General features: G+C 71.3%; 10 protein-coding genes. 7 read left to right on the top strand and 3 right to left on the bottom strand.

Annotated features, from left to right (window positions below; translation table 11 throughout):
* Window positions 1-322: 322 nt before the first annotated feature.
* Both O7623_RS13360 and O7623_RS13355 read left to right on the top strand, forming a co-directional pair.
* Window positions 323-2,347, top strand: coding sequence for an FAD/NAD(P)-binding protein (locus tag O7623_RS13360; RefSeq protein ID WP_282228943.1), 2,025 nt, complete (start codon window positions 323-325; stop codon window positions 2,345-2,347).
* Window positions 2,344-3,846: an adenylosuccinate lyase family protein gene (locus O7623_RS13355; protein WP_282228942.1), complete on the top strand. Its 1,503-nt coding sequence runs from the start codon at window positions 2,344-2,346 to the stop codon at window positions 3,844-3,846. Before O7623_RS13360 ends, O7623_RS13355 begins: the two co-directional genes overlap by 4 nt.
* On the opposite strand, the gene O7623_RS13350 is transcribed toward O7623_RS13355, so the two are convergent.
* Window positions 3,827-5,371, bottom strand: coding sequence for an FAD-binding oxidoreductase (locus O7623_RS13350; RefSeq protein ID WP_282228941.1), 1,545 nt, complete (start codon window positions 5,369-5,371; stop codon window positions 3,827-3,829). The two genes, O7623_RS13355 and O7623_RS13350, sit on opposite strands and share 20 nt — an antisense overlap.
* A 359-nt stretch (window positions 5,372-5,730) precedes the next feature.
* Here O7623_RS13350 and O7623_RS13345 point away from each other — a divergent pair, with 359 nt between their 5' ends.
* From O7623_RS13345 to sugE, 3 genes are read left to right on the top strand one after another with little or no spacing between them, the layout of a single operon-like run.
* Complete coding sequence (locus O7623_RS13345; protein WP_282228940.1) at window positions 5,731-6,240, top strand: cupin domain-containing protein; 510 nt, start codon at window positions 5,731-5,733, stop codon at window positions 6,238-6,240.
* Window positions 6,241-6,295: 55 nt separating this feature from the next.
* Window positions 6,296-7,036, top strand: coding sequence for an SDR family oxidoreductase (locus O7623_RS13340; protein ID WP_282228939.1), 741 nt, complete (start codon window positions 6,296-6,298; stop codon window positions 7,034-7,036).
* 50 nt (window positions 7,037-7,086) lie between these two features.
* The gene (gene sugE / locus O7623_RS13335) at window positions 7,087-7,404 is read left to right on the top strand and encodes a quaternary ammonium compound efflux SMR transporter SugE (protein ID WP_282228938.1); all 318 of its coding nucleotides are present in this window, start codon (window positions 7,087-7,089) and stop codon (window positions 7,402-7,404) included.
* A gap of 71 nt (window positions 7,405-7,475) precedes the next feature.
* Here sugE and O7623_RS13330 read toward each other — a convergent pair whose 3' ends face one another.
* Window positions 7,476-8,534, bottom strand: coding sequence for a nitronate monooxygenase (locus tag O7623_RS13330; RefSeq protein ID WP_282228937.1), 1,059 nt, complete (start codon window positions 8,532-8,534; stop codon window positions 7,476-7,478).
* A gap of 128 nt (window positions 8,535-8,662) precedes the next feature.
* Here O7623_RS13330 and O7623_RS13325 point away from each other — a divergent pair, with 128 nt between their 5' ends.
* Window positions 8,663-9,301: a TetR/AcrR family transcriptional regulator gene (locus O7623_RS13325; protein ID WP_282228936.1), complete on the top strand. Its 639-nt coding sequence runs from the start codon at window positions 8,663-8,665 to the stop codon at window positions 9,299-9,301.
* 73 nt (window positions 9,302-9,374) lie between these two features.
* On the opposite strand, the gene O7623_RS13320 is transcribed toward O7623_RS13325, so the two are convergent.
* Window positions 9,375-10,850, bottom strand: coding sequence for a hypothetical protein (locus O7623_RS13320; protein ID WP_282228935.1), 1,476 nt, complete (start codon window positions 10,848-10,850; stop codon window positions 9,375-9,377).
* A gap of 392 nt (window positions 10,851-11,242) precedes the next feature.
* Between O7623_RS13320 and O7623_RS13315 the strand changes: the two genes are divergently transcribed.
* On the top strand, window positions 11,243-15,616 hold the full coding sequence (locus O7623_RS13315) for an FtsK/SpoIIIE domain-containing protein (RefSeq protein ID WP_282228934.1): 4,374 nt from the start codon (window positions 11,243-11,245) through the stop codon (window positions 15,614-15,616).
* Window positions 15,617-15,666 lie beyond the last annotated feature (50 nt).

Here is a 15,666-nt window from a genome sequence, read left to right as displayed (position 1 = left end):
CTTTCTCCCACAGACACGTACGAACCCTCCCGGTGCGCGGAGTGAGGCGTCGGGTGTGGTGTAACACAAAACGAAGCACGCCTGCTCTGGTGCGGAGGATGACGGCACCCTGCCGACGCGGTGATGGCCAGCCGTGGGCAATTCTATACCGAGAGAAATCGATCCGCTACTTAGGAGGATCATCGGCTCACGGTGGCCGTACGTGTGTGATCTCACAAGGACGTACGTCGATATCCCGTGTTGACGTGATGCCTGACCGTTTGTCGTCGACGTCTACTTGGGTCCTCGACGCCAATGCCTCGGCGAACCAGTGAGGGATCCCATGGCCGGAAAAGATTGCGTGCTGCGATTGTGCCTGATCGGTGCCGGACCCCGGAATCTGGCCACTCTTGAGCGTATCGTCGCCAACCTCGCAGACTGGCCACAGAGCCGGGTGGAGATCGACATCGTTGATCCATTCATCGACCAGGGTAGCCAGGTCTGGCGCACCGATCAGGCGCGGTCCCTGCTGATGAACACGATCGCCTGCCAGATCAGCCTGTTCACCGACGACAGCGTCACCTGCGTCGGCCCGGTGCGACCGGGGCCACGCCTCGACGAATGGGCGCGGGCACTGGCGATCATCGACCCAGCCGAGGGGTACCCGGCGGAGATTCTCGCGCAGGCCCGGTCGCTCGGGCCGAACGACTATCCCTCCCGTGCCCTGTACGGCTACTACCTGCGTTGGGTGCTCGCCAGGATCATTGCCACCGCGGACCCGCGGATTCTCATCCGCCGGCACGTCGACCGGGTGGTACGGCTCGACGACGGCCCCGACGGCCGCCAGGTCGCCGTACTGGCCGGCGGGACCCGCCTGGACCGGTTGGACGCGGTGGTCCTCGCCCAGGGCCACCTGTCCATGCCGGCCGAGCCGGAGCACCGGCGGCTCGCGGCGCACGCTACCCGCCACCGGCTGTACTACCAACCGCCGAGCAGTCCCGCGGAGGTACGGCTCGACGACATCGCGCCCGGGCAGGCGATCGCGTTGCGCGGAATGGGGCTCAACTTCTTCGACTACCTGACCCTGCTCTGTGAAGGCCGAGGCGGCCGGTTCACCGGCTCGCCGGACCAGCTCCGGTACCTGCCCTCCGGCCAGGAGCCGCGGCTGTACGCCGGGTCGCGGCGCGGAGTGCCCTACCACGCGCGGGGCGAGAACCAGAAGGGCGTCGCCGAACGCCACCAGCCGCTGTTCCTGACCGGGGACGTGATCCGGCGGTGGCGATGGCGCTCGCGCGCCGGCGACCCGCCCCGCTTCGCCACCGAAGTCTGGCCGTTGATCTCGCGGGAGGTCCAAGCCGTCTACTACCACGCCCTGATCAAGGCCAGTCGGGGCGTCGATGTCGCGGCGCGGTTCCAGCGCGAGTTCGTCCGGTGGGCCAACGACGAACTGGCCGTACGGCGACTGCTGGGGCGCTTCGGCGTCGACCGCTCCCAGTGGTGGGACTGGCAGCGGATCAGCACACCGTACGGGACACGACACTTCGCCACCGGTGACCACTACCAACGTTGGCTGCTCGACCACCTACGTGCGGACCTGCGCGAGGCACTGCGCGGCAACGTCGACAGCCCGCTCAAGTCTGCCCTCGACGCCATGCGAGACCTACGCAACGAGGTACGGCTGGTGGTGGACCACGGTGGCCTCGCCGGCAGCTCCTACCGTGACGAACTCGTCGGCTGGTACACCCCACTGAACGCCTTCGTCTCCATCGGACCGCCGGCCCGGCGGATCGCGGAGATGATCGCGCTGATCGAGTCAGGCGTACTGCGTGTCCTCGGGCCCGGGATGCGGGTGGCCACCGACGCGCAGGTCTTCCAGGTCTGGTCGCAGGCCGTCCCGGAGCCGGCGACATCGGTGTCCGGGCTCATCGAGGCCCGGTTGCCGGAGTTCGACGTACGCCGTACCGATGACCCCCTCACCGTCGACCTGCGCCGGAGGGGTGGCTGCCGGCCGTACCGCATCCCCGACCCGACCGGCGACGACTACGAGACGGGCGGCATGTGGGTCAGCCAGCGACCGTACCGCCTGGTCGACGCAGAGGGGCGGAGCCACCCACGGCGGTTCGCGTTCGGCGTACCGACCGAGACCGTGCACTGGGTGACCGCCGCCGGTATCCGTCCCGGGGTGGACTCGGTGACGTTGGCCGATGCGGACGCCATCGCGCGAGCCTGTCTGGCGTTCGCCGGACCACCGCGGCAGGCCCGTCGGTCCAGCCCGTTCTACCTGCACCAGCACATCCCGCTTGCCTGGCTGCCGACCACTGCGGCCAACCGGACGCCCGCGCTGAGCACCGGCGGCGGCACCCGATGAGCGGGCAGCCGCCGACCGGGGCCGGCGTCGACGCCGGACTGCTGGCACCGGTGTGGGCCGGACCGTCGGCCGCCGACCTGCTCACCGACGAGGCGTACGTGCGGGCCATGGCCGAGGTGGAGGTCGCCCTGCTGCGCGCCCAGTGCCACCTCGGGATCGTTCCGCAGTGGGTGATCCCGGTGGTCGCCGCAGCGGCGGACACCGCGTTGGACGTCACCGCGCTCGCGGCCGCCGCGCGCGGAGCGGCCAACCCGGTGGTGCCGTTCGTCGAGGCGCTCACCAACCAGGTACGCGCCGTCGACCCGGCGGCCGCCGAGTACGTGCACCGGGGCGGCACCAGCCAGGACATCCTGGACACCGCGACGATGCTCATCGCCGGCCGGGTGCTGCGGGTCGTCCGTGCCGACCTCGACGCCATCGTGGTGGCGTCGGCCGCGCTCGCCGCCGACCACCGGTTGACGCCGATGGCTGGCCGTACGTTGACCCAGCACGCGGTGCCGATCACCTTCGGCGTCAAGGCGGCGGGCTGGTGCAACTCGGTCCTGGACGCTCGCGAACGTCTGGACGCGGTGCTCGCCACCGGACTACCGGTGCAGCTCGGTGGCGCGGCCGGCACCCTCGCCGCGTACGCCGAGTACGCGGCGCTGGCCGGGGTGCCGCCGACGGATTCGCCGCTATCGCTGGTGGAACCGTTCGCCCGGGAGTTGGGCATGACCGCCCCGGTGGTGCCGTGGCACTCGTTGCGGGCTCCGGTGGCCGGGATCGGGGCGGTGACCAGCCTGGTCACCGGCACTCTCGGCAAGGTGGCGATCGATGTGCAGGGCATGGCCCGTACGGAGGTCGGTGAAGTAGCGGAACCGGCCCGCGCCGGTCGGGGCGTCTCGTCGGCGATGCCGCAGAAGCGTAATCCCGTCCTGGCCACGCTCATCGTCAGCGCGGCGCGTCAGGTACCGGCGCACGCCATGCTTCTGCATCAGTGCCTGCTCGCCGAGGATGAACGGTCGGCTGGCGGGTGGCACGCGGAGTGGTACCCGATGCGGGAATGCCTGCGGCTGACGGCCGGCGCCAGCGCGACGGCCCGGGAACTACTCGGCGGGTTGGAGGTACGTGCTGACCGGATGCGGCACAACTTGACGCTCACTGGGGGAGCGGTGGTCGCCGAGCGGATCAATGCCGTCCTGTCGCAGGTGCTCGATCGCGGCGAGGTGAAGAAGTTGCTCGGCCGGATCGCCCGCTCGGCCGTCCGACAGGGGCGCGACTTCGGCGACGTACTGGTGGACGACCCGGAACTTCAGACCGCATCGGTGCAGGCCACGGTGGCGGAGGCCGGCGGCTGGGAGCAACTGCTGGACCCCAGCCGCTACCTGGGTGCCAGTGCCGAGATCGTCGGCGTCGTACTGCGGCGCTGTGGCGTCGCCGTCGTCGGCGCGGGTGGCGACGCCGCCACCCGCGCCGACGACGGTGCCGTCGCTGGCGTGCTCAGGAGCCGGCCGGCCTGACCGACTGTGCGTGCCGGAACACGTTGTTCGGGTCGTAGCGTGCCTTGACCTGCTGCAGCCGAGGATAGTTCTGCTTCCAGTAGAGGTCGTGCCAGGCCGCACCCGAGGTGTTCTGTGCCGGGTCACTGATGTCGACGTCGGCGTAGTTGATGAAGCAGCCGTCGGTCACCTCGTTGGGCACCGGCACGCCGCCGGTGTGTGCGTGCACCGCCTGGTAGAACTCGCTGAGAAAGCCCAGGTGTCGTTGATCGTCGGCGGCGTCGGTCCAGGCGGTGCCCCAGAGCAGCTTGAGGACCGAGTCCCGGTGTGGTGTCGCGGTGGCGGTCGGCGACACCGTGTTGATCCGACCGCCGTACGAGGCGATGGAGACGACCCAGCCCGGGTTGTCGTAGCTCGTCCCGGACAGCACTCGCCAGAAGCCGTCGACCTGGCCCGGCGAGAACGCGCGTCGCTGGTAGCTCGACTTGTACTTGTACCGGTCAGTCGGATTGCTCATCCACAGCCCGGGCCAACCGGTGGCGTGCAGCCAGGGGAGCCGGCGCAACTGACCGACGGTCCCGAACGCTTGCACCCCGTCGTTGACCGCCGCGATGAATCGTTCGAGTAGCTGCCGGGAGTCGGGTCGGGTGGCGTCCATCTGCACGATCATGCTGAAGCTGCCGTTGGGTCGGGTGGTCAGCTCCAGCCGGGCGAACAGCCCGGCGTACGGCGATGCGGGATCGCTGTTCAGCTCGTGCCACCGGCCGTAGTTGTCCAGCAGCCGGCCGTAGGACTCCCGGTCGAAGTCGGCCCAGTCCCAGGTCACCGTGCAGATCCACACGTCGGACGGCGGGGCCGGCAGGAACTGGGACGGGTGGTTACCGACCGCGTCGGGTGACCGGAACCAGTAGCGGGTGCTGACCCCGAAGCTGCCGCCGCCTCCTCCGGTGTGCGCCCACCACAGATCGTGGTGCGGATCGGCGGGATCCCGGGAGGCGACGATCGGTCGGGCACGGCCGTCGCGGCCCACCGTGACGACCTCGATCGCCTGCAGATGGTCGACGATCAGGCCCTGTAGCCGGCCCATCTGACCGTACCCGGCACCGCTGACGTGGCCGCCGATGCCGACCGTGTAGCAGGATCCGCCGGGCAGGGTGACTCCCCAGCGGCGGAACAGCGCGTAGTAGACCTCGCCGAGCGTCGCACCGGCCTGGACCATGACGGCTCCACGAGTCGGATCGTGCGCGATCGTCCGCATCTCGGTCATGTCGACGATCGCCCGCACCTCGGGGTTGTCGACGAAGTTCTCGTAGCAGTGACCGCCGCTGCGGACCGTCAGACGTCGCCGTTCAGCGACCGCGCGGGTGACGGCACCGACCACCTCCGAGGTGGACCGCGGCAGCCGAACGTAGTCGGGGTCGCTGACGAAACGTTGGTTCTGTCCGCGGGACAGACCGGAGTGCCGTCGGTCGCCGCGCGGGACGACCTGAGCTTCCGGCAGCGTCCCCGGCCGCTGGTCCGCCGGTATGGCGTGGCTGGGATTCATGCCCAATTGAGTGGCGGCGAGGGTGCCACCGAGCGCGGCTGATCCGGTAAGGACCGACCGGCGCGAGAGTGCACTCACTGGGTGTACCTCCGGGTTGGCTGAACTCGATCACCACCCGTCCGGGTGGTCGTCGGCAAGACTCCACTGCCGCCGCCGGCCTGACATCACGTCTTTACGTGATGTCGCCTCACGTTGTCGCGGTAGTCGTGGCCCAGTCGACCCGGGGTGCCCTCATGGGCCGAACAGGTGCTGAGAGGCCAGGTACCTGCCTGGCGGACAGATCGCCGAAAGACGCGATATGCCGGGCGGGACCTGCGGAGAAGGCTGGAGGTCAGTACTCGTCGGAGGGTGGGTTGACCATGAGCTTCATCGAGCAGGGCTATCCGCAGGCCCGCTACGTCGCACCCGGTGCCGGTCCCAGCGTGTGGGCCTTCAGCGGTGACCGCTACACGATCAAGGCAGCGGCCGGCGACACCGGCGGGTCGTTCGGCGTCATGGAGGCGATCGTGCCGCCGCAGAGCGGGCCGCCGCTGCACATCCACCACAAGGAGGACGAGGCCTTCTACATCGTGGACGGACGGTTCGAGATCGCCGACCACGAGCGTGAGCTGGTCGCCACCTCGGGCTCCTTCATCTGGCTGCCGCGTGGCGGCCCGCACCGCTTCCGCAACATCTCCGACTCCCACGCGAAGATGCTGCTCTTCTTCCTTCCCGGTGGGTTCGAGCAGTTCTTCGTCGACTGCGGGACACCGGCCGACGACGGGTCGGCGCCGCCGCCACCGGAGCAGTTCGCGGTGGACGTCGAGCGATCGATGCGCCTGGCCGCCGAGCGGTACGGCATCGAAGCCGTTCCGCCCCCGGGTGGTTGAGGTTTCCGCTACGCTGTCTAATATTGTGTCGACCGATACAGAAATGAGGATGGACATGGCCGCACTCGCGGGAAAGGTCGCTCTCGTCACCGGTGGCAGCCGGGGGATCGGGGCGGCGATCGTCGCTCGGCTCGCACGCGACGGTGCTGACGTCGCCTTCACCTACCGCAACGCCGAGGATCGGGCCAAGTCCGTGGTCGCCGAGGTGGAGGCGAGTGGGCGGCGGTCCCTGGCCATCTGTGCCGACAGTGGCGACGCCGCCGCGGTGACCGGTGCCGTCGACCGGACCGCAGCCGAACTGGGTCGGCTGGACATCCTGGTCAACAACGCCGGGGTGTTCCCGTACGGCGAGGTGGACGAGGTGACACTGGCGGAACTGGACGCCACGCTGGCCGTACACGTCCGCGGCGTCTTCCTGGCCAGCCAGGCGGCCGTCCGCCACATGAAGCAGGGTGGTCGGATCATCAGCATCGGCAGTTGCTTCGCCGAACGGGTCCCGTACGCGGGGGTCGCCCTCTACGCGATGACCAAGAGCGCACTGATCGGACTGACCCGTGGACTCGCCCGAGACCTGGGTCCGCGGGGGATCACGGCAACCGTCGTCCACCCTGGATCCACCGACACCGACATGAACCCGGCCGACGGCGAAGGCGCGGACCACGAGCGCAGTTTCATCGCGGTCGGCCAGTACGCCGCGCCGGCGGACATCGCGGCGACCGTCAGCCACCTGGCCGGAGAGGGCGGCAGGTACATCACCGGTACCGCTATCTCGGTCGATGGTGGATTCGCCGCCTGACCCGACGTGGATCACGCCTATGTAGTGCGACCTGGACGAGGAGTGACGCTATGGCATGGCTGGTGCTGATCCTGGCCGGACTGCTTGAAGTCGTCTGGGCGAGCGCGTTGAAACACACCGACGGGTTCACCCGACTGTGGCCGTCGGTGCTGGCGATCACCACCGCTGGGCTCAGCTTCTTCATGCTCGCCTGGGCGATGAAGAGTCTGCCGGTCGGCACCTCGTACGCGGTGTGGGTCGGTATCGGCGCGGTCGGTGTCGTGATCGCCGGGGTCGTCATGATGCAGGAGAGCCTCAGCCCGGCGCGGCTGCTCTTTCTCGGGTTGATCGTGGCCGGCATCATCGGACTGCGGTTGGTCGAGAACTGAACTACTCCTCCCGTCCGGTGATCGGCGGACCGCCCCCTCGGGTCCGTCGGTCACCGGACATCCTGCGCGGATCAGCCGTCGGACAGCCGGCTGCGTGCGTCGGCCAACGCCGACCGTGCCTCCTCGGCGATGCGGTGCACCAGGTCGGCTGCGGGCAGCTCCCGGATCAGCGAGTGGGCCTGACCGGCCCAGAGGTTGATGCTGTCGGCATCTCCAGCGGCCAGCGCCGCCCGCCGTAGCGGAGCCGTCAGATGGTGGATGTGCGGATACGCCGGCGGTGGCGCGGCGGTGGCGTGCCGTCGGACGAACCCGTTCACGATGGCTCGGGCCCGTCGGCCGGTGAAGGCGCGGGTGAGGGTGGTCTCCTGCACGCCACCGATCTCTGCCCGGTGCAGGGGATTCGTCCCCGCCTCGGGACACCGCAGGAACGCCGTACCCAGTTGGGCAGCGACCGCACCGGCACTCAACACGGCGGCGACCGACGCGCCGTCGGTGAGGCCGCCCGCCGCCACCACGGGGAGCCTGCTGGCGTTGCGGACAAGCCGGAGCAGGGTCAGCAGTCCGTACTCACCCACGCCGTCGTGATCCGTGAAGCCGCCACGGTGCCCGCCGGCCTCGATGCCCTGGGCGACGAGGGCGTCGGCGCCGATCGCCTCGGCGGTCACGGCCTCACCCGGCGTGGTGACAGTGACCAGGACGGAGGCACCGCTTGCCTGCAGCCGTTCGACGATCGCGCCGGTGGGTAGACCAAAGGTGAAGGAGACCACCGGCACCCGCTCGGCGCAGAGTAGGTCGACCTTCTCGGCGAGCTGGTCGTCATCGGCTTTCGGCTGCCCGAGTGGCACGTTGAGCCGGGCGGCGTCGGAGTGCAGCGAGGCCGCGTACGCGGCGAGCGCGGCCCGGTCGACGTGTGTCTCGTCGGAGGCGAAGAGGTTGACGCCGAACGGGGTGTCGGTGAGCTGGCGGACCTGTCGGATTTCATCGTCGACCTGCGCTGGTTCCTTGTAACCGGCGGCGAGGAAGCCCATCGCGCCGGCCCGGCCGACTGCCGCGACCAGTCGCGGTGTGGAGGGTCCACCGGCCATCGGTGCTGCGATGAGGGGATGGAGGAGCGAGGGGAAGTTGGCCATTTTGATCCTCCAACGTAGCTATTGGAGATTTTTATATCATTTATCAGCATCGTGCGCGATATGGGTGGCACGGCAGGGTGTTGTCAGACGCCACCACCTATCCTCGTGTGGGAGGAGGCGAGAGGCGGATGGCGAAGCGCGGCAGACCGCGTACCTTCGACCGGGCCGTGGCGTTGCGGCGCGCGATGGAGGTCTTCTGGCGACGTGGCTACCAGGGAGCATCCATGGCTGAGCTCACCGCCGCCATGGGCATCGCCTCACCCAGCCTGTACGCGGCCTTCACCAGCAAGGAGTCGCTGTTCCGGGAGGCTGTCGATCTCTACAACGCCACCGAGGGTCTCGTCCCCCAGCAGGCGTTGAACGGTCCCGGCAGCGCCCGGCAGTGCATCGAAGCGATGCTGCGGCACAACGCCCGCGCCTACACCGACCCCGCCAGTCCGACAGGTTGCCTCGTGGTGCTCGCCGCGATCGGCGGCGTCCCAGAGTCCGACGAGGTCAGCCGCTTCCTCGCCCGGTGCCGGCGACGTGACATCGACGACGTCCGGCAGCGCATCGAGCGGGGCATCGAGGACGGCGACCTGCCCGACACGGTCGATCCCGCGTCGCTGGCCCGGTTCGTCGCCGCCGTGCAGCAGGGAATGTCGATGCAGGCCCGGGACGGTGCCACCGCCGCCGAACTCGAGGGCGTCGTCGATGTCGCGATGGCAGGCTGGGACGAGGCGGCGCGCGGACACCGAGCAGGGGTCAGCGCGCCGAGCCGGTTCTGACGGTCCAGCTCGGCCTGAACGGCGGGATCCGGGGCGAGCCCGCCGGACGTACCGCAGCGCTCGCCATGACCTGTCAGGTCCGGGCCGGACGGTTGGCGGCGGCAGCGGCGGCGTACACCGTCATCCCGAGCACCCCGGTGTCCAGCTGGCCGTCCCGGCCGACGGTGAACCGCCACCGGTCCTGACGACTCTGACCGAGGACCACCACCACCCAGGGGGCGTGCGCCTGGGCGACCAGTTCCTGCACCCAGGCGGCCTCCTTGCCGGACGGAGCCGAGGCGAGGAGCAGCACCCCGGCGACCTGCGGCGCCTGCGTCAGCGCGGCGTCGACCTCGACGAGCGCCTCGCGGGGGCTGCCCACCGACAGGATCCGGCCGTTCGTCGCCGCTTCACGGATCCCGCCGATCACCACCTGGACCCCGTCCGCCCACGGACTCGCCGAGAGTTCGGCGACCCACGCCAGCACCAGTGCCCGGGCAGCGGCACGGTCGCCACCGACGCTGACGACGCCACCGGCCTCCCCGAGGTTCACCAGTTCCCGTCGTCCGTCATGGGTGCCGAGGGTGACCAGCCGGGGGCAGGGCGCGGGGATCCCCGGCAGGAGCGGAAGCTCCTGCGTCGCCCGCAGCGGCGCGGTCCACACCCGTCCGGACTCTCCCGCCGTCCACGGCACGACCGGGTGCGGGTCGGCGACCGACAGCCGCAGCGTGATCTGCTCGTCGTCGAGCGACACCCCGTACACGTGGGGAACCGGCCGGTTGGTGTGTGCGCAGCCACTCACCAGCACCCGCAGCGCCCGGTCGACCGTCCAGCCGGCAGCCGTGTCCAGATAGCGGGTGTCGGCGGGTGCAGCCGGCCTGCGCTGGCGCAGCCGGCCCAGCACCCCACCGGCTGCCGGGCGGGCGTCGTCCCCGCCCGGTGCCGGTCCACCGGGGCCGGTGGTGGCCGCACCCCCGGACGCCCCGGCAGCCGACCGAGCCGGGGTACGTCGCCACCACCAGAACCCGCCGCCGGCGGCCAGCAGCAGTACGACGGCCGCGAGCGTGACCGGTAGCACCGGCAGGCCGCCGCTGTCATCCTGCCGGGCGTCGGCGGCCGGCGCGGTGCTGGCCGGCGGCGACCCGACCTGAGGCCCACCGGTCGGCGGTGCCGCTACCGTCGGCAGCGGACCGAACTCCACCCCCTCGCCCTCGGCGTCCTCGGGCAGTTGCAGGATCCAGTTCGGTGAGATCACCGCCGGGTCGGTCAGCCGGTTGCCGTCGGGCTGAAGCCGGCCCTCGTTCAGCTCGAAGATCTCCACGGCGCGGTTGCCGTCGCCGAGGAATCGCTCCGCGATCGCGAACAGGAACTCCGGCTCACCGTTGAAGCTGAGCTGGACCTGGTAGTACTTGACCGGCCCGGTTGGCGGTGCCGGCTCACCCGACGGTGCCGGCTGCGCGAGCGGTGCCGGCTCACCCGACGGCGCCGGCTGCGCGAGCGGTGTCGGCTGTGCTGTGGCGACGGTGAGCGGCGCTGTCGGCCCCGCTGCCACCGCGGGCCCGGCGGTCACGGTCGGTATCCCGACCGCTAGGGCGACAAGAAGCAGGCCGGCACCGATCAGCCGGCCGGCGGTGACACCCTGTGCCCTCGGAACGCCACTTGGCCTCCCCACGTCGTGGCCGGGCCTGCCCGGGTCGTGGCCCGGCGTCCCCGCGTCGTGGCCCGGTTCGCGTCGCCGTTCGTCGCGGCGTACTCCGCGAGGGGCCGTGGGGTGCGGGGGGATTCGATTCATCGTGAGGTCTTCCCTGTGACTGGTCGTCGGATGCGGGACGCGGCGGGGACGGGCCGCTGCGCTACGGTTGGTCCGCGATCGAACCATTATCGATGCCGGCGCTGACCAGCTGTGGTACACCCCCGACTCCGGTCCCCGCCGGAGTCGGTCATCGGCGGCCGGAGGACCCCGTGCGCTTGTTCCTGACCATCGTCGACCCGTACGGGGACACGGTCGACGCCGTGCTGACCGCCGACGGCCAGACCCGGGTGGCCCAGATCGGGCAGGCGGCGCAGACCCTGCTGCGTGACGCCCGGGACCGCAGCGGCGGGCCGGCCGGACCACCACCACTCTACGTGGACGGCACGCTGCTCGATCCGACCGCGACGCTGGTCGAGTCCGGCCTGCGCGACGGGGCCGTGGTCAGCCTGGACACGCCGGCCGGCAGCCCGCCAGCGGAGCGCGCCGGCCTGCTGGAGATCCGGATGGTCGCCGGCCCGGGAGTCGGCGGCTTCTTCCGCATCGGGGTCGGCGGTGGGGAACTCGGCAGCGACCCCGGCTGCTGGGTCACCGTACCGGACCGGAACCTGGCCCCGGTCGCGGCGAACCTCGGCGTCGACATCCGCGGCCGGTGCTGGCTCGACCCGGCCGGCGACACCCCGTTGAGTCTCGACGGGGAACCGGTCACCGAGCGAACCGAGTGGCGGCCCGGCCAGCAGCTCGCGGTCGGCGAGTCGCTGCTGGAGCTGGCCGAGTACACCCGGCCCGATGCGGCGCTGGTCCCGTCCACCGACGGCATCGGGCTGGACTACAACCGTCCGCCGAGGATCCGGCCGCCCCGGCGGCAGACCCGGTTCCGGCTCCCGGCGTTGCCCAAGGAGCCGCCCCGGTCCCCGCTGCCCTGGCTGCTCGCCCTGCTGCCACTGGTCGCCGCCGTGGTCCTGATGCTGCTCACCGGCAGCCGGACCCTGCTGCTGCTCGCCCTGCTCAGCCCGCTGTCCATCATCGCGAACCATGTCATGTCCCGTCGGCAGGGCCGCCGGTCGCATGCCGAGCAGCTGCGGGAGTACCGCGAACGGAAGGAGCGGATCGAACGGGACGCGCAGGAGGCCTTCGCCCTGGAGCGGATCGAACGGCGGACCGGCTGCCCCGATCCGGCGCTGATCGCGGTCACCGCCACCGGTCCCCGTCGGCGGCTGTGGGAACGGCGCCGCCGGGACGAGGACCACCTGCTGCTGCGGGTCGGCATCGCCGACCTGCCCGCCGAGGTGGCGCTCGACGATCCGGAGCAGGACGAACACCGGCGTACGGTGCACTGGACCGTCGCCGACGCGCCGGTCGCGCTTCCGTTGCGCGAGCATGGCGTGGTCGGCTACGCCGGCCCGGGGGACACCGCGCGGGCGCTCGGTCGCTGGGCCGTCATCCAGACCGCCGTCCTGCACAGCCCGCTCGACGTGCAGATCACCGTCCTCACCGACCCGCAGGGCGGGCCGAGCTGGGACTGGATCCGCTGGCTGCCGCACGCCCGACCAGCGGGGGTGGGCGGACCGGCCGTCGCCGTCGGGATCGACGCCGACTCGGTGGGCCGGCGGGTCGCCGGCCTGCTCGAACTCATCGAGCAGCGGCGCACCGTGCGCAACGAGACCGGTGCCGCAGGATTCCGGGAGCCGGACGTGCTGGTGGTGCTCGACGGTTCCCGCCGGCTACGGTCGCTGCCGGGCGTGGTGCAGCTGCTGCGTTCCGGTCCCGAGGTCGGCGTCTACGCCCTCTGCCTCGACGCCGACGAGCGGCTGCTGCCGGCGGAGTGTCAGGCGGTGGCCGTCGTCGAGGCCGAGGGCCTGCGGGTCTCCCGCTCCGGTGCCGACAGCCTGGCCGGGGTACGTCCGGAGCTGCTCTCCGCCGCCTGGTGCGGTTGGCTGGCCCGTCACCTGGCACCGATCCGCGATGTCAGCGACGACGAGGACGACGCGGCGTTGCCCTCGCACAGTCGGTTGTTGGAGGTGCTCGGTCTGGACCCGCCGGACGCGGGTGCGATCGCCGCCCGGTGGAGTGTGCGGCCACGCAGCACCGCCGCCGTGGTCGGCGAGTCCTTCGACGGTCCGTTCGAGATCGACCTGCGTCGCGACGGGCCACACGGTCTGATCGCTGGGACGACCGGTGCCGGCAAGTCGGAGCTGTTGCAGACCGTCGTCGCCGCCCTCGCCGTGGCGAACCGGCCGGACGCGATGACCTTCGTCCTGGTCGACTACAAAGGGGGAAGCGCCTTCGGCGACTGCGTACGGTTGCCACACACCGTCGGCATGGTCACCGACCTCGACGAACATCTGGTCCGTCGGGCCCTGGAGTCACTCTCGGCGGAGCTGCGCCGCCGCGAGCACCTGCTGGCCGACGCCGGCGCGAAGGACATCGAGGACTACACCCGGGCGGCCGACCGGCGACCGGACGGCACACCGCTGCCGCGCCTGCTGATCGTCATCGACGAGTTCGCCTCGATGGCCCGGGAGTTGCCGGACTTCGTCACCGGGCTGGTCAACATCGCGCAGCGTGGCCGTTCCCTCGGTATCCACCTGCTGCTGGCCACCCAACGACCCAGCGGGGTGGTCTCCCCGGAGATCCGGGCGAACACCAACCTGCGGATCGCGCTGCGGGTCACCGACGCCGGGGAGAGCCAGGACGTGCTCAACGCCCCCGACGCCGCCCGGATCGCCAAGAGCACCCCCGGCCGGGCGTACGTCCGACTGGGCCACTCGTCGCTGGTGCCGTTCCAGGCCGCCCGGGTCGGTGGTCGCCGACCCGGTGCAGCCGAGGGCGCCGGCCCACCCCCGCCCGAGCTGCGCGTCCTGCGCTGGGGCGACCTGGACCGGCCGATCGAGACGGCACCGGTCGCCCGTGCCGAGGGCCAGGACGAGATCACCGACCTGCAGGTACTGGTCGAGGCGCTGCGGCAGGCGGCCGTCACGGCCGGCGTGCCGCCGCAGCACAGTCCGTGGCTGCCGGCGCTGCCCACCTCGATCCAACTGGCCGAGCTGGACCCGCCGCCGGGTGCCGCCGGCCGGCCGGCGCCTGCCCCGTACGGGGTGGAGGACCACCCGGCCCAGCAGCGCCGACAGGCTGCGGCGGTCGAGTTGGCCCACTTCGGACATCTGCTCGCCGCCGGTGCCCCCCGGACCGGCCGATCCCAGCTGCTGCGCACCATCGCCGGCTCGCTGGCCAGCACCCACAGCTGCGCCGACCTGCACCTGTACGGTCTGGACTGCGGCAACGGGGCGCTGCTGCCGCTGGCGGCGTTGCCGCACTGCGGCGGGGTGGTGGTCCGTACCGAGGTGGAGCGGGCGGTCCGGATGATCCGCCGGATCGCCGAGGAGATCCGCCGCCGGCAGTCGGTTCTGTCCGCAGGCGGGTACGCCGACATCTCCGAGCAGCGGGCCGCCGTACCGGCCGCCGACCGGCTCGCCCATCTGGTGCTGCTGATCGACCGCTGGGAGGGTTTCCTGACCACCCTTGGTGAGTTGGACGCCGGCACCCTCACCGACGAGATCTTCGGGTTTCTGCGCGAGGGGGCCAGCGTCGGCGTGCACCTGGTGATCACCGGGGACCGGTCCGTGCTGACCGGACGGATCGCCACGTTGACCGAGGAGAAGCTGTCGTTCCGGCTGGCTGACCGGGCCGACCTGGGGTTGATCGGGCTGCATCCGCGCAACCTGCCGGAGGAGATCCCGCCCGGCCGGGCGTTTCGGGCGGAGACCGGGATCGAGACTCAGGTGGCGCTGCTCGCCCCGGACCCCAGCGGTGCGGCGCAGGCGGCGGCGCTGGCCGAGATCGCCCGTCACAGCTCCGAACGGGACGCAGACGTCCCGGCGTCGCTGCGGCCGTTCCGGCTCGGCGAGCTGCCGGGCCAGATCGAGTACGCCCGGGCGGTGACCCTGCCACGCGCCGGTACCGGTGCCGGCTGGCTGCTCGCCGGCGTCGGCGGGGACCAGTTGACCGCGTACGGCCCGGACCTGGCGACGGGCGTACCCGCGTTCGGGATCGGCGGGCCGGCCCGGTCCGGGCGTAGCACCATGCTGATGACGATGGCCCGCTCCGCCATCGACGGCGGCCAGCAGGTGATCGCGCTGGCGCCCCGGACCTCACCGGTGCGCGAGCTCGCCGGCACCCCGGGCGTGGTCGCCGTGCTCACCGGCAGCGACGTCAGCGAGCAGGAGTTCACCGGTGCGCTGGCCGGGCTCGGCGGTCGGGGACTGGTGGTGGTCGACGACGCGGCGACGTTGCGCGACTGCGGTGCCTCCGGGGAGCTGCGGGACCTGATCCGCAACGGAGAGAGCCGCCATCTGGGCCTGATCTACGCGGGCGACCCGGAGGATCTCGGCGCCGGGTTCAGCGGCTGGCTGGTGGACGCCCGGCGCAGCCGTCGTGGCGCCCTGCTCTCACCGCAGAACCGTACCGATGGTGATCTGGTCGGGCTGAAGCTGCCACGGACCGCGGTCGGGCAGCCGGTGCGACCCGGGCGGGCGCTGCTGCATCTGGGCGACGGCGAGCCGATCCTGGTCCAGGTACCGCAGTGACCCCTCAGGTGTCGACGTCGCGGTGACCGGTCGGCTGTCCTGCCCGCACC

The sequence above is a fragment of the Solwaraspora sp. WMMD791 genome (genome assembly GCF_029581195.1).
In the GTDB taxonomy this organism is placed as follows: domain Bacteria; phylum Actinomycetota; class Actinomycetes; order Mycobacteriales; family Micromonosporaceae; genus Micromonospora_E.
Note: the sequence above shows the minus strand (reverse complement) of the source record. Positions and strands in the feature narration are given on the sequence as shown.

What these genes read in the sequence shown, in the direction of transcription:
- O7623_RS13360 (WP_282228943.1), top strand. Translation starts at nt 323, where the DNA reads ATGGCCGGAAAAGATTGCGTGCTGCGATTGTGCCTGATCGGTGCCGGA.
- O7623_RS13355 (WP_282228942.1), top strand. Translation starts at nt 2,344, where the DNA reads ATGAGCGGGCAGCCGCCGACCGGGGCCGGCGTCGACGCCGGACTGCTG.
- O7623_RS13350 (WP_282228941.1), bottom strand. Translation starts at nt 5,371, where the DNA reads ATGAATCCCAGCCACGCCATACCGGCGGACCAGCGGCCGGGGACGCTG.
- O7623_RS13345 (WP_282228940.1), top strand. Translation starts at nt 5,731, where the DNA reads ATGAGCTTCATCGAGCAGGGCTATCCGCAGGCCCGCTACGTCGCACCC.
- O7623_RS13340 (WP_282228939.1), top strand. Translation starts at nt 6,296, where the DNA reads ATGGCCGCACTCGCGGGAAAGGTCGCTCTCGTCACCGGTGGCAGCCGG.
- sugE (WP_282228938.1), top strand. Translation starts at nt 7,087, where the DNA reads ATGGCATGGCTGGTGCTGATCCTGGCCGGACTGCTTGAAGTCGTCTGG.
- O7623_RS13330 (WP_282228937.1), bottom strand. Translation starts at nt 8,534, where the DNA reads ATGGCCAACTTCCCCTCGCTCCTCCATCCCCTCATCGCAGCACCGATG.
- O7623_RS13325 (WP_282228936.1), top strand. Translation starts at nt 8,663, where the DNA reads ATGGCGAAGCGCGGCAGACCGCGTACCTTCGACCGGGCCGTGGCGTTG.